The sequence below is a fragment of the Streptomyces luteogriseus genome (assembly GCF_014205055.1).
GTDB classification, from domain to species: domain Bacteria; phylum Actinomycetota; class Actinomycetes; order Streptomycetales; family Streptomycetaceae; genus Streptomyces; species Streptomyces luteogriseus.
This window is the reverse complement of record NZ_JACHMS010000001.1, coordinates 5810775-5823690: the sequence shown is the minus strand read 5'-3', so window position 1 is coordinate 5823690 and position 12916 is coordinate 5810775. Positions and strand designations below refer to the sequence as shown.

The following is a 12916-nucleotide window of genomic DNA, read 5'->3' as shown; positions in this document are numbered from 1 at the left end:
CTGCCCGTAGGGGACCACCCCGAGAGGGGCCCTGCACGTCGAGACCACCCCGAGAGCGGTCATGCCCGTGGGCAAGGGCCCCGACAGCGGTCCATACGCCCTGCCGACTACGCCGGAACGATGTTCACCAGCTTCGGCGCGCGCACGATCACCTTCCGGATCCCGGCACCGCCCAGCGCGGCGACGACCTTCTCGTCCGCCAGCGCGACCTTCTCCAGCTCGTCGTCGGAGATCGACGGCGAGACCTCCAGCCGGGCCTTGACCTTGCCCTTGACCTGCACGACGCAGGTCACGGTCTCGTCGACGACGTACGCCGGGTCGGCCACCGGGAAGTCCTGGTGCACCACCGAGTCCGTGTGCCCCAGCCTGCGCCACAGCTCCTCGGCGATGTGCGGGGCCAGCGGCGCGGCCATCAGCACCAGCGCCTCGGCGACCGGGCGGGACACGGCCCCGCCCACCTTGGTCAGGTGGTTGTTCAGCTCGGTGACCTTGGCGATGGCGGTGTTGAACCGCATGCCCTCCAGGTCGCCGCGCACCCCGTCGATCGCCTTGTGCAGGGCGCGCAGCGTCTCCTCACCGGGCTCGGTGTCGACGACGGTCAGCTCGCCGGTCGCCTCGTCGACGATGTTGCGCCACAGCCGCTGCAGCAGCCGGAACTGCCCCACCACCGCGCGCGTGTCCCACGGCCGGGAGACGTCCAGCGGGCCCATCGCCATCTCGTACAGGCGCAGCGTGTCGGCTCCGTACTCGGCGCAGATCTCGTCCGGAGTGACCGCGTTCTTCAGGGACTTGCCCATCTTGCCCAGCAGCCGGGAGACCTTCTCGCCCTGGTACCAGTACGCGCCGTCGCGCTCCTCCACCTCGGCGGCCGGCACCGCGATGCCACGGCTGTCGCGGTAGACGTAGGCCTGGATCATGCCCTGGTTGAACAGCTTGTGGAACGGCTCCGCGGAGGAGACGTGGCCCAGGTCGTACAGGACCTTGGACCAGAAGCGCGCGTACAGCAGGTGCAGCACGGCGTGCTCGGCGCCGCCGACGTACAGGTCGACACCGCCGTGCGGCTGTCCCTCGCGCGGCCCCATCCAGTGCTGCTCGATCTCCGGGTCGACCAGCTTCTCGGAGTTGTGCGGGTCCAGGTAGCGCAGCTCGTACCAGCAGGAACCGGCCCAGTTGGGCATGGTGTTGGTCTCGCGCCGGTACGCGCGCGGGCCTCGGCCGTCACCCAGGTCCAGCGTGACGTTGACCCAGTCCTCGTTACGCGACAGCGGGGTCTCGGGCTGGGTGTCGGCGTCGTCCGGGTCGAAGGTGCGCGGCGAGTAGTCCTCGACCTCGGGCAGCTCCAGGGGCAGCATCGACTCGGGCAGGGCGTGGGCGATGCCGTCCTCGTCGTAGACGATCGGGAAGGGCTCGCCCCAGTAGCGCTGGCGGCTGAACAGCCAGTCGCGCAGCCGGAAGTTGACGGTGCCCTCGCCGACGCCCTCGGCCTCCAGCCACTCGGTGATGCGGGCCTTGGCCTCGGCGACGCCCAGGCCGTCCAGGGAGACGCCGGTGCCGGAGGAGTTCACGATCTTCGCGTCGTAGGAGGCGAAGGCGTCGTCCCACGTGGACGTGTCGGTGCCGCGGCCGTCGGTCGGCTCGACCACGCAGTGGATCGGCAGCTCGAAGGCGCGGGCGAAGGCGAAGTCGCGCGTGTCATGGGCCGGCACGGCCATGATCGCGCCGGTGCCGTAGCCCATCAGGACGTAGTCGGCGATGAAGACCGGGACCTGCTCGCCGTTGACCGGGTTGGTGGCGTACGCGCCGATGAAGACGCCGGTCTTGTCCTTGGCCTCGGCCTGGCGCTCCACGTCGGACTTCGAGGCGGCCTGGGCGCGGTAGGCGGCGACGGCCTCGCCGGGGGTCGCGTGGCCGCCGGTCCACACCTCGTGGGTGCCCTCCGGCCAGGCGGCCGGGGTGAACTTCTCGACCAGCGGGTGCTCGGGCGCCAACACCATGTAGGTGGCGCCGAACAGGGTGTCCGGGCGGGTGGTGAAGACCGTGATGCGCTCGCCGTCGATGGGGAAGTCGACGCGGGCGCCCTCGGAGCGGCCGATCCAGTTGCGCTGCTGCAGCTTGATGGCCTCGGGCCAGTCCAGCTCCTGCAGGTCGTCCAGCAGCCGGTCGGCGTAGGCCGTGATGCGCATGTTCCACTGGCGCAGCTTGGCCTTGAAGACGGGGAAGTTGCCGCGCTCGGAGCGGCCCTCGGCGGTGACCTCCTCGTTGGCCAGCACGGTGCCCAGCCCGGGGCACCAGTTGACCGGCGCGTCGGAGGCGTAGGCCAGCCGGAACTCGCCCAGGACGTCGGCCTTCTCGGCGGCGCTCAGCTCGCTCCACGCGCGCGTGTGGCCCGGTACGGGCCGTTCACCGGACTCGAACGCGGCGACCAGCTCGGCGATCGGGCGGGCCCGGCGGGCGTCGTGGTCGTACCAGGAGTTGAAGATCTGCAGGAAGATCCACTGGGTCCACTTGTAGTAGTCCGGGTCGATCGTGGCGAACGACCGGCGCTTGTCGTGACCCAGGCCCAGCCGGCGCAGCTGGGACTTCATGTTCTCCATGTTGGCTTCGGTGGACACGCGCGGGTGCGTGCCGGTCTGCACCGCGTACTGCTCGGCGGGCAGGCCGAAGGCGTCGAAGCCCAGGGTGTGCAGGACGTTGTGGCCGGTCATCCGCTGGAAGCGCGCGAAGACGTCCGTGGCGATGTAGCCCAGGGGGTGGCCGACGTGCAGGCCCGCACCGGAGGGGTACGGGAACATGTCCATGATGAACTTCTTGGGGCGGGCGGCGATCTCCGGGGCACCGGCCAGGTCACCCTTGGGGTTGGGCGTGGCGTAGGTGCCCTCGGCGTCCCAGAAGTCCTGCCAGCGTGCCTCGATCTCGGCAGCCATGGCGGCCGTGTAGCGGTGCGGCGCCGCCACCTCGGAGGTGACGGCGGGGTTCGTCTCGCTCATGATCCTCAAAGCTCCATCGATCGTCTCTGCCTGCGGCTGTCTGGTTCGAGAAACGAAAAATCCCCTCACACAGGAGGGGACGCCGCGCCGATGCCGGCCACTCGACTCGTCCGGTGGCCGGGACTGATCAGCGCGGCCCGCTAAGCAGAAGGCGTACGGCACGCATGGCGCTAGGGTACCGCAGGCCCTCAGCGCGTCGCGACGCGCTTCTCGGGCCCGTCCTGGTGCCCAAAAAGCTGAACCAAGGTCAATAGTTACTTCGCGTAACAGCCACTAAGGGGCATCACACCAGGCACATTGTCCTTTGATAACAACGCAATAACTCAAACCTCGTACTCATCGGTATGGCTCCGCTTAGAGTTCGGCAGCGGGACCGCTGCTTTCCCGAACCGCTCGGAGTTGCCCCCATGAACCCTCATCGCAGTAACACCTCCCTACACCCGGTGGCCGGGACGTGGGGAGGCTCGTCGTGAACCCCTACGACTCCACGGCAGACGACTCGTTCGCCGAATTCCTCAACTTCGGTGCGGGCGTGCTGTCCCTCGTGTGTCTGACGTGCTCGGTGATCTGGGGCCTGATCGCCCAGGACCGGGTCCTCCTCGACACGCGCCGCCGCATCCTGGCGCAGGCCGTGCACCGGACCACGGCCGTCGCCTCGATCGTCTTCCTGCTGGTGCACATCGGCGTGAAGCTGGCGCTGGCCCACACCTCGTGGATCGCCGCGGTGATCCCCTTCGGGCTGGCGTTCACGGACGAGGAAGTGGTCGGGGGCAGGTCGTTCCTGATCGGGCTGGGCACCCTGGCGGGCATGCTCATGATCTTCGTAGGCATCACCGGCGTGCTGCGCAACCGCTTCGCGTCCCCCGCGCCCGTCGCGGCGCGCTGGCGAGCCATGCACATGCTGGCCTACCCGGCCTGGTGCGCCGCCCTGGTCCACGGACTCTACGCGGGTCGCTCCGCCAAGCCGATCTTCGTCATCCTGTACTGCCTGTCCCTGGCCGGCGTGGCCGGAGCGCTCGCCCTGCGTGCGGCTCCGCGCCAGGTCAAGCGCAAGGTCGCCGACAAGGTCGCCTCGATGATCGGACCCGGCGAGGGTCTGGGCCGCAGGGACCTGGAGGAGAGCCGGGCCCGGGCGGCGGGCGGGTTCGCGCGCGGCGACCAGGACGGCCGGGGAGCGTCCGCGCGTCCCACGGCGTCCCCGACGGGACCGCTGTACGAGAAGGCGGAACGCGGCGCGGCCAAAGAACCGGCGAACGGCTTCGCCGCGGCCTACCGGGCCGTCTCGGGCCCTCCCCAGGGCGGGCAGGCCTTCGCGCCCGGGCCGACCACCAGCATGCAACTGCCGCTGGACATGCAGCCCACCGAGACCATCCCGACCGTGGACGGACTCTCCAGCACCTCGGGCAACTGGCCGATCCCGTCCCCGCCCCCGGTCGGCGAGGCCCCGCCGTCGGCCTACGACCCGCTCCAGGACACGGGCTTCAACATCCCGCCCTACGACCCCCTGCAGGACACCGGACAAAGCATCCCGGCCTATGGCAATCCAGGCGCCGCCGGCTATGGATCGAGTGACGTGTACGACACGGGTGAGACGAATGCCGTCTACGACACGTACTACCCGAACGACACGTACAACAGCGGTCCCGCCAATGAACCAAACCCCGGTGCGTCCTATGACTTCGACGCACCGGGATCGGGCGAACCTTGGAACACGCCTTCCGGAGGCTTTAAGTGAACGAGGCCCTGCCCGACGTACCCGAAGTCCGCGTGGTCGGTCTTCCCCAGCTCACGTCAGGCTTCGACCTTGTCGATCGGCTCGATCTGCCCATGCACCTCAAGGTGCACGGGCCGCTCGAACCGATGGGCGGCGAGCAGCTCGCGCAGCTCGCCGAACGCATCAACCTGAAGGGCCGCGGCGGCGCGGGCTTCCCCTTCCACAAGAAGCTGCGCTCGGTCGCCGACGCGGCGATCAAGCGCGGCGTCCGGCCGGTCGTCGTCGTGAACGGCAGCGAGGACGAGCCGGCCTGCCGCAAGGACACGGTGCTGATCAACCGTGCCCCGCATCTGATCCTGGACGGCGCGCTGCTGTGCGCCGAGGCCCTGGGTGCCCGCACGCTCGTGGTGGGGGTCACCCGTGAGTCGACCCAGCGCTCCATGGAGGCCGCGCTCGCCGAACGCGGCCTCAACAACGGCCGCCGGTCGGCGCTGCGCGCGCGCGTCCAGCGCAACCCGGTCCGCATGGTCACCGGCGCCGCCGCGTCGCTGATCCGCTCGATCGACGGCGGCCCGGCCGTCCCGCCCGGCCGCAAGGTCAGCGCCTCGCAGAACGGCGTCGGCGGGGCACCCACCCTGCTGTCCAACGCCGAGACCTTCGCCCAGCTCGCGATCGCCGCCCGCATCGGCCCGGAGCGCTACGGCAACACCGGCCTGTACGACGAGCCGGGCACCGTCATGCTCACGGTCTCCGGCGCGGTCGCCCGCCCCATGGTGATCGAGGTCCCGACGGGCGTGCCGCTCCGGTACGTCCTGCAGCTCGCCGGCGCCCCGCCGGTGCCGCAGGGCGTGCTCACCGGCGGCTACCACGGCAAGTGGATCGACGCCGCGACGGTCAACGAGGCAGTCGTCTCCCGCAACTCCCTGGACGCGGTGGGCGGCGCACTGGGCGCCGGCGCGATTCTGCCGATCACTCAGGACACCTGCCCACTGGGCGAGTCGCTGCGGGTGGCGCAGTGGCTGGCCGAGGAGAGCGCGGGCCAGTGCGGCCCCTGCTACCTCGGCCTGCCGGCCGCCGCACGCGGTCTGGAGGACATCCTCAACGGCGGCGGACCGGCCGCCCTGGAGGCCCTCAAACAGGTCGCCAAGAACGTGAAGCGGCGCGGTGCGTGCTCGCACCCGGACGGCTCCGCGATGTTCATCGAGTCGACCATCAAGGCTTTCACCGACGACCTGGCCGCCCATGTCCTCGGCAACGGCTGCGGACGGCCCGTGGAGGGCGTTCTGCCGCTCTTCGAGGGCGGCAGGGCCCCCACGGGCATCCCGGGCGGCGGAGAGTCGGAGGAGAACGGCCCCAGCCGCCAGAAGATCTACGTGGACTGGACGCTGTGCCGGGGCCATGGGCTGTGCGCGGACATCCTCCCCGAGGTGTTCCAGCTCGGCGCCGACGGCTTCCCGACCGTGGCGCAGGCGCAGGTACCGCGCTACGCCGAGGCCAAGGCTCTACGCGCGGTGCGCCGGTGCCCGGCCCTGGCGCTGCGCCTCGAGGAGGCGAGCGCGCCGGGAGCGCCGTCCCGCAACCTCCCGGTCCTCTCCCAGGGCCGCGGCCGCCGCGCTCTCGGCCGCTGAGCACCGACACGGCGGGCCCCTGTGGGCCCGCCGTGAGCACTCCCGGGCTCCGGGCACGAAGGACGCGCACACGAAGAAGGCGGGCCATCCGAATCGGATGGCCCGCCTTCTCATCTGCTGTGGAGCTAAGGAGAATTGAACTCCTGACCTCCTGCATGCCATGCAGGCGCTCTACCAACTGAGCTATAGCCCCTTGCCGGTGCTCCCCCGGGTTTCCCCGGCGGCGACGCCAACATTACTGGCCCATCAGGCCCAACACCAAATCGGTTTCGCTTTGACCGAAATGCCCGTTATGCCGTGACGAACGAATAGAACCGCTTGAGCGTGCAGTGCTCCTCCAGGAGCCGGCCGTAGATCGGCTCGCCCTCCAACTCGCGGTACGTCTCGATCGGGTCGCCTTTTATGATCAGCGCCCGCGCGCATTCCTCGCACCAGTACTGGTAGTCGGGATTGATCGGCTCCATGTCGCGGACGATCGGAGTCCCGCTGCCGCACCAGTCGCACTTCCGCCTGTGTGCACCCATCGATCAGCTCCAGCTGTGGCCGCAGGCCGTGCACACGTAGGAAATCCCGCCGTTGTCGCCGAGCATCTGGGCCACGTGCGCGGAACCGCAGGAAGGGCAGCTGAGGCGGGTGGACATGTCCCGTGTGAACGCTGCTTCGAGGAGGTGGTCGACCTCCTCGAGGATGCTCGCAGGCATCGCTACTCCTCCCGTCGGGCCGCGCCCCCTTCCGGCCGTTTGATTCTGCCACGGCCGGACCAATACGGTCAGCGACGCCTCAGTACCAGTCCGGACACGGCACCCGGCGGGGCCGTAGAGGTATACGCCTCAGCGAGCCCGAGTGACTCAAGCCGGAGCACGAAAAATCCCGCCCCCTGAGTGGGAACGGGATCTTGACGTGGAGCTAAGGAGAATTGAACTCCTGACCTCCTGCATGCCATGCAGGCGCTCTACCAACTGAGCTATAGCCCCTTGCGCTCTCCCCGCCTGGCGGGGCGAACAAGAAGAACTTTAGCCTGCGACCTGCCGGAAAGTGAAATCCGGGGTCAGTCGTCGTCGCCGAGCACCGGCTCCGGCAGGGTGCCGGCGTTGTGCTCCAGCAGACGCCAGCCGCGGGCGCCTTCGCCGAGCACGGACCAGCAGCAGTTGGAGAGTCCGCCGAGGCTCTCCCAGTGGTGGGGATCGAGCCCCAGCAGGCGGCCGATGGTGGTGCGGATCGTGCCGCCGTGGCTGACCACGACGAGCGTGCCGTCGTCGGGGAGCTTCTCGGCATGCCGCAGCACCACGGGGGCGGCGCGGTCGGCGACCTCGGTCTCCAGTTCGCCACCGCCGCGGCGGACGGGCTCACCGCGCTTCCACGCGGCGTACTCCTCGCCGTACCGGGCGATGATCTCGTCGTGCGTCAGGCCCTGCCAGACGCCCGCGTAGGTCTCCCGCAGCCCCTCGTCGTGGGTGACGTCGAGGCCCGTGAGCGTGGCGAGCTCGGCGGCCGTGGCCGCTGCGCGCCGCAGGTCGGAGGCGACCATGGCGTCCGGCCTCAGGGAAGCGAGCAGCCGGGCGGCGCGGCGGGCCTGGGCGATACCGGTCTCGGTCAGCTCGACGTCCGTGCTGCCCTGGAAACGGCGCTCCACGTTCCACGAGGTCTGGCCGTGCCGCCACAGGATGACGCGACGGCCGCGGCCCTTCCCGGCGGACGCCTCACTGAAGGAGGTCACCGCCAGTCACCGTCCAGTTCCGCCGCCTCCTCGGCCGCCCGCAGCTTGGCGTGCTCCTCGGCCTTCCCGCGGGTGGCCTTGGCCTCCTCGGGCAGCTCGACCTCGGGGCAGTCCTTCCACAGCCGCTCCAGGGCGTAGAAGACGCGCTCCTCGCTGTGCTGGACGTGGACGACGATGTCGACGTAGTCGAGCAGGACCCAGCGGGCCTCGCGGTCGCCCTCGCGGCGCACCGGCTTGGCGCCGAGCTCCTTCGAGAGGCGCTCTTCGATCTCGTCGACGATCGCCTTGACCTGGCGGTCGTTGGGCGCCGAGGCCAGCAGGAAGGCGTCCGTGATGGACAGCACGTCACTGACGTCATAGGCGACGATGTCGTGGGCCAGCTTGTCGGCGGCCGCCTGGGCGGCGGTGTTGATCAGCTCGTGAGAGCGGTCGGTCACGGTCACTACAAGGCTTTCGGTCGGCGGGCACTTGCCACCAAGGGTCTCACGGACCGCCGCCCGCTCCCCACGCGATGACGGGGATCACGTAGGGAGCGGCCTTTCGCCGGCTAGCCGGCCGACGGCTTGTAGTCCTGCCCGAGGACCACGGAGACGTCGGCGTTCCCCGAGGTCTTGCCCTTCGTGACGGACCCCGCGGGCAGGCCGAGGGTCTTGGCGACCTCGGCGGCGTTCGCCTTGCCGGCGGCGTCGGCGTAGACGACCTCCGACGTCGTCCGGGCGGTGCCGGTGCCGCTCTCCAGGAAGGTGAAGCCGCCGTTGAGGAGTACGACCCGGGCCTTCTCGGTGTTGTCCTTGACGCCCGTGGCGTTCTGCACCGAGACGCTGACGGCGGCGTCCTTGTCGGGGCTCTTGGCGGTGCCGCCGAGGACGTTCTTGACGACCCGCGCGCTCGCCTGGGCGCTGAGCGTGCCGTCGTTCTGGACGGGCAGCAGGTCGGTCTTGACGTCGCCGCCCTTGGCGAGGTCGGAGAGCCCGGCGAGGAAGGTGCCGAGGTCCTTGTCGGTGAGGGACGGGTCGAGGATCTGCGCGAGGGTCTGGATGGTGGTCGTCGCGGCCTGCGGGTCGGAGGACATCTTGCGCAGGACGCCATGCACGACCTGGCCGAAGCGCTCCAGCTGGGCGTTCTGGGCCTCGCCGGGAGCGCGATAGGTGGCGTAGGCGACCGCCATCTTGCCGCTGAGGGTCTGGTCCCGGCCCTTGTTGACCAGCGGGGCCTCACCCTTCTTCTTGGCGGCCGGGTCGGGCACCTCGGCGTCGGTGTCGACGTCGATGTTGCCGACGAGGTCGACGAGGTTCTGCAGGTAGGGGGTGTCCAGGCGCCAGGTGCCCTCTATGTCGGTGCCGAGGACCGTGTCGAGCGCATCACGGGTGCCGTCGGAGCCGTCGTCCTCCACCGACTTGGCGAGCGTCGTCGTGGTGCCGTCGTCGCTGGTCAGGGCGAGGGAGTTGGGTACCAGGACGGTGGTGCCCCGCTCGGTGGTGGTGTTGTCGACGAGGAGGGCCGTGGAGGTGCCGCCGCCCTTGGTGTCGTGCAGGTGGACGACGATCACGTCGCGCTTCTGGGCGCCCGCGGCCGTCGCGGTGCCCGCCTTGGAGTCCTCGGACGACAGGCCGGGCAGCTTCCCCGCGTACCAGAGGTAGCCGACGCCGCCGGCCGCGGCGAGCGCGAGGACGACCACCAGGGCCACGATCCTGCCGCGGGCCCGGCGCCGGGCCTCCTCGCGGCGCTCGGTGCGGTTCTCGGTGAACTTCAGCCAGTCGATGACGTCTTCGGAGTTGGCGTCCGGCTCCTCGACGAAGGCGAACTGCTCGGTGTGGTACTCCCGTTGCGGCTCGCCGGGGGCTTCCTGGTCGTGGTCGGGGCCGGCCTGCTGCGGGATGTGCGGAGTCTGCCGGGCGGTCTGTTCGGCGACCCGGGGCTGCCGGCCGGTGGTACCGGCGGTGGCCTGGCCGTAGGGGTCGTGCGGGACGCCCTGCGCGGCACCGCCCTGGTGCGTGGCGGTCCCGTACGGGTCGTAGGAGCCGTAGTCGGGGGCGGGCCGGCCGCCGGTGCCGTAGTCGTACGCGGGCGGGGACTGCTGCCCCTGCTGCGCGTACGGGTCGTAGCCGTAGCCCTGCTGGTGCTGCTGGGTGTACGGGTCGTAGGGCTGCTGCTGGGCCTGCTGCGCCTGGACCTGCCGGTAGACAGGCTGGCCGTACTCGTCGTAGCCGACGAGCTCGTACTGGTCGGCGCCGTATCCCGCGGCCCCCGAGTCGTATCGGTCGTTCACCGGTGCCCCTCTCGGCTCACTCGCCGCGGTACAGCTCGCGCTTGTCGATATAGCGCACGACGCCGTCCGGCACCAGGTACCAGATGGGGTCGCCCTTGGCGACTCTCGCACGGCAGTCCGTGGAGGAGATGGCCAGAGCCGGAACCTCCACGAGCGAGACACCGCCCTCCGGGAGTCCGGCGTCGTCCAGGTGGTGACCCGGCCGGGTGGCTCCGATGAAGTGTGCCAGGGAGAACAGCTCCTCGTTGTCCCGCCAGGTCAGGATCTGGGCGAGCGCGTCGGCGCCGGTGATGAAGAACAGGTCCGTGTCGGGGTTGAGCGCGCGCAGGTCGCGCAGGGTGTCCACGGTGTACGTGGGGCCGCCCCGGTCGATGTCGATGCGGCTCACGGAGAACTGCGGGTTCTCGGCGGTCGCGATGACCGTCATCAGGTAGCGGTCCTCGGCCGGGGAGACGCTGCGGTGGGTCTTCTGCCAGGGCTGGCCGGTCGGCACGAAGACCACCTCGTCCAGACGGAACGCCGCGGCGACCTCACTGGCCGCCACCAGGTGCCCGTGGTGGATCGGGTCGAAGGTGCCGCCCATGACACCGAGGCGGCGCTTGCCCGGTCGCGACGGGCTCTTTCCGGGGCCGTCGGTCCGTCCGGCCACCGCGGAGGCACGGCGGGGCTCCGAGTGTCGCTCGGTTCCGCTCGCCGTGTCCTGTGCCGGGTCGTGCGGCGTCTCGTTCGCCGGACCGGTAGGCATGTCCTGCTCTCCCATGCGTGCAGACCCTACCGGCCCTGCCTGAGGGCTCCGGCCGCCCCCGTGGTCCCCCGGGCGTCCTCGGCGGGATGCCCTGCCGGTCTCAGCGGTCGCGGTTGAAGCGGGTGGTGATCCACAGCAGGAGCAGCAGGATGAAGAGGGCGCCACCACCGGTGAGGTAGGGGCTCAGGCTCTCGTGGTTTCCGCCGTGCTCTTCGCCCTCGGCGGCGAGGGTGACCAACTGGGCAGCGGTGCTGTGGAAGCTCATCTTCGGCAGGACCTATCGCGTGAGGGCGGGTTAAAGACGTCGGCTCATCGTAAGCGGGCGCCCGTTCCGCGATCACCCCGACTCCGCTTGTTCGTGCCGCGACCGGTCACGCGCGCCGCCGCCGGGGCCGGTCCCGGGGCCCGGCGGGGAACCTTCGCGTGGCCTCAGTCGTCCTTCCGTCTGTAGCCACGCAGCAGGAACCACGCGGTCAGCGCACAGCCCAGGATCATCACGATCAGCACGATCCGCAGCAACCCCGGCCCCTGCCCCTCGGCGGCGTTCGCGGCCCCGGCGAGCCAGGCGGATGCGGGGTGGTGCTCCATGGCGGTGGTCTCCTTCGCTGTACTGCCCGACCACCGTAACTCCGCCTAGGCTGGGCTCTGCCTCGGGGAAGCAAAAGGCCGCACAAAGGGCCGCAAAGGTCACACCAGACGCTGGGGGAAGACATGTCCGACGGCCACGAGCACAACGGTCACGAGCACGTGCCGAGCAGGCAGCGCAGGCGCTTCCCCGGGATCTCCTCGCGCACCTACGAGCACCCGGCCGACCGCTCCGCCCTGGTGGCGCTGCGCAAGCTGAGCGGATTCGACACGGTGTTCAAGGCGCTCAGCGGCCTGCTGCCCGAGCGCAGTCTGCGGCTGCTGTTCCTGTCCGACTCGGTGCGGGTCTCGGACCAGCAGTTCGCCCATCTGAACGTGATGCTGCGGGACGCCTGCTACATCCTGGACCTGGAGAAGGTCCCGCCGATGTACGTGAACCAGGACCCGCAGCCGAACGCTATGTGCATCGGTCTGGACGAGCCGATCATCGTCGTCACGACGGGCCTCGTCGAGCTCCTCGACGAGGAGGAGATGCGGGCGGTCGTCGGACACGAGGTGGGGCACGCGCTGTCCGGCCACTCCGTCTACCGGACGATCCTGCTGTTCCTGACCAGCCTCGCCGTCCGGGTCGCCTGGATCCCCCTGGGCAACCTCGCGATCATGGCGATCGTGACCGGGCTGCGCGAGTGGTTCCGCAAGTCGGAGCTGTCCGCGGACCGGGCCGGGCTGCTGGTCGGGCAGGATCTGCAGGCCTCCATGCGGGGTCTGATGAAGATCGCGGGCGGCAACCACCTGCACGAGATGAACGTGGACGCGTTCCTCGCCCAGGCCGAGGAGTACGAGGCGGGCGGTGACCTGCGCGACTCGGTGCTGAAGATCCTCAACGTGCTGCCCCGCTCCCACCCCTTCACCACCGTACGGGCGGCCGAGCTGAAGAAGTGGGCCGAGTCGCGGGACTACCAGCGGATCATGGACGGCCACTACCCGCGGCGCGACGAGGACAAGGACACCTCGGTCCGGGACTCCTGGCGCGAGTCGGCCAACCACTACAGCACGCATGTGAAGAGCTCCAAGGACCCGCTGATGAAGCTGGTCACCGACCTCGCGGGCGGCGCCGGCGACCTGGGCGACCGGGTCCGCCGCGGCTTCGGCGGCTTCACGAACGCCTCCCCCAAGCCGCCCCAGGGGCCGGAGACGGGCCCGTCGGACTCCGCGGGGGACGACCAGCCGCCGCGCGACGCGAGCTAGCCCCGGATCCATCGGCCCTCTCG

The 12916-nt window shown here is 70.2% G+C and carries 12 protein-coding genes and 2 tRNA genes; 3 read left to right on the top strand and 11 right to left on the bottom strand.

Annotation, left to right across the window (positions count from 1 at the left end):
• Positions 1–107: 107 nt before the first annotated feature.
• On the bottom strand, positions 108–2987 hold the full coding sequence (leuS, locus tag BJ965_RS25825; RefSeq protein WP_184911219.1) for a leucine--tRNA ligase: 2880 nt from the start codon (positions 2985–2987) through the stop codon (positions 108–110).
• 469 nt (positions 2988–3456) lie between these two features.
• On the opposite strand from leuS, the gene BJ965_RS25820 reads away from it, so the two are divergent.
• Both BJ965_RS25820 and BJ965_RS25815 read left to right on the top strand, forming a co-directional pair.
• A complete protein-coding gene (locus tag BJ965_RS25820) occupies positions 3457–4722 on the top strand; it encodes a ferric reductase-like transmembrane domain-containing protein (RefSeq protein ID WP_184911217.1) in 1266 nt (421 codons plus the stop codon).
• Positions 4719–6329, top strand: coding sequence for an NADH-quinone oxidoreductase subunit NuoF family protein (locus BJ965_RS25815; protein ID WP_184911215.1), 1611 nt, complete (start codon positions 4719–4721; stop codon positions 6327–6329). Before BJ965_RS25820 ends, BJ965_RS25815 begins: the two co-directional genes overlap by 4 nt.
• A 120-nt stretch (positions 6330–6449) precedes the next feature.
• Here BJ965_RS25815 and BJ965_RS25810 read toward each other — a convergent pair.
• The 10 genes from BJ965_RS25810 to BJ965_RS25765 all read right to left on the bottom strand — a co-directional run bounded on the left by BJ965_RS25810 (position 6450) and on the right by BJ965_RS25765 (position 11648).
• Positions 6450–6522: transfer RNA gene (locus tag BJ965_RS25810), tRNA-Ala, on the bottom strand.
• 97 nt (positions 6523–6619) lie between these two features.
• On the bottom strand, positions 6620–6853 hold the full coding sequence (locus BJ965_RS25805; protein WP_006136074.1) for a hypothetical protein: 234 nt from the start codon (positions 6851–6853) through the stop codon (positions 6620–6622).
• A gap of 3 nt (positions 6854–6856) precedes the next feature.
• Entirely contained in the window at positions 6857–7030 is a 174-nt protein-coding gene (locus tag BJ965_RS25800; RefSeq protein WP_104780615.1) for a hypothetical protein, read from the bottom strand.
• Positions 7031–7230: 200 nt separating this feature from the next.
• Positions 7231–7303 (bottom strand) — tRNA-Ala (locus BJ965_RS25795).
• A 74-nt stretch (positions 7304–7377) separates the two neighbouring features.
• Positions 7378–8052 carry a histidine phosphatase family protein gene (locus BJ965_RS25790; RefSeq protein WP_221514168.1) on the bottom strand — a complete coding sequence of 225 codons (675 nt, stop codon included), beginning with the start codon at positions 8050–8052 and terminating at the stop codon, positions 7378–7380.
• Entirely contained in the window at positions 8043–8489 is a 447-nt protein-coding gene (rsfS, locus tag BJ965_RS25785; RefSeq protein WP_031108827.1) for a ribosome silencing factor, read from the bottom strand. The genes BJ965_RS25790 and rsfS overlap by 10 nt, the downstream gene beginning before the upstream one ends.
• A gap of 104 nt (positions 8490–8593) precedes the next feature.
• Positions 8594–10315, bottom strand: coding sequence for an LCP family protein (locus BJ965_RS25780; RefSeq protein ID WP_184911211.1), 1722 nt, complete (start codon positions 10313–10315; stop codon positions 8594–8596).
• Positions 10316–10331: 16 nt separating this feature from the next.
• A complete protein-coding gene (gene nadD, locus BJ965_RS25775) occupies positions 10332–11075 on the bottom strand; it encodes a nicotinate-nucleotide adenylyltransferase (RefSeq protein WP_184911209.1) in 744 nt (247 codons plus the stop codon).
• Between the two features lie 85 nt (positions 11076–11160).
• A complete protein-coding gene (locus tag BJ965_RS25770; RefSeq protein ID WP_003990192.1) occupies positions 11161–11325 on the bottom strand; it encodes a hypothetical protein in 165 nt (54 codons plus the stop codon).
• A gap of 164 nt (positions 11326–11489) precedes the next feature.
• A complete protein-coding gene (locus BJ965_RS25765; RefSeq protein ID WP_184911207.1) occupies positions 11490–11648 on the bottom strand; it encodes a hypothetical protein in 159 nt (52 codons plus the stop codon).
• A 123-nt stretch (positions 11649–11771) separates the two neighbouring features.
• Between BJ965_RS25765 and BJ965_RS25760 the strand changes: the two genes are divergently transcribed.
• Positions 11772–12893 (top strand): M48 family metallopeptidase, encoded by a 1122-nt coding sequence (locus tag BJ965_RS25760; RefSeq protein WP_184911205.1) that lies wholly within the window; start codon positions 11772–11774, stop codon positions 12891–12893.
• The last annotated feature ends 23 nt before the right edge of the window (positions 12894–12916 follow it).

Coding starts and splice junctions, on each gene's coding strand:
- leuS (WP_184911219.1), bottom strand. CDS start 2,987: ATGAGCGAGACGAACCCCGCCGTCACCTCCGAGGTGGCGGCGCCGCAC.
- BJ965_RS25805 (WP_006136074.1), bottom strand. CDS start 6,853: ATGGGTGCACACAGGCGGAAGTGCGACTGGTGCGGCAGCGGGACTCCG.
- BJ965_RS25800 (WP_104780615.1), bottom strand. CDS start 7,030: ATGCCTGCGAGCATCCTCGAGGAGGTCGACCACCTCCTCGAAGCAGCG.
- nadD (WP_184911209.1), bottom strand. CDS start 11,075: ATGGGAGAGCAGGACATGCCTACCGGTCCGGCGAACGAGACGCCGCAC.
- BJ965_RS25770 (WP_003990192.1), bottom strand. CDS start 11,325: ATGAGCTTCCACAGCACCGCTGCCCAGTTGGTCACCCTCGCCGCCGAG.
- BJ965_RS25765 (WP_184911207.1), bottom strand. CDS start 11,648: ATGGAGCACCACCCCGCATCCGCCTGGCTCGCCGGGGCCGCGAACGCC.
- BJ965_RS25760 (WP_184911205.1), top strand. CDS start 11,772: ATGTCCGACGGCCACGAGCACAACGGTCACGAGCACGTGCCGAGCAGG.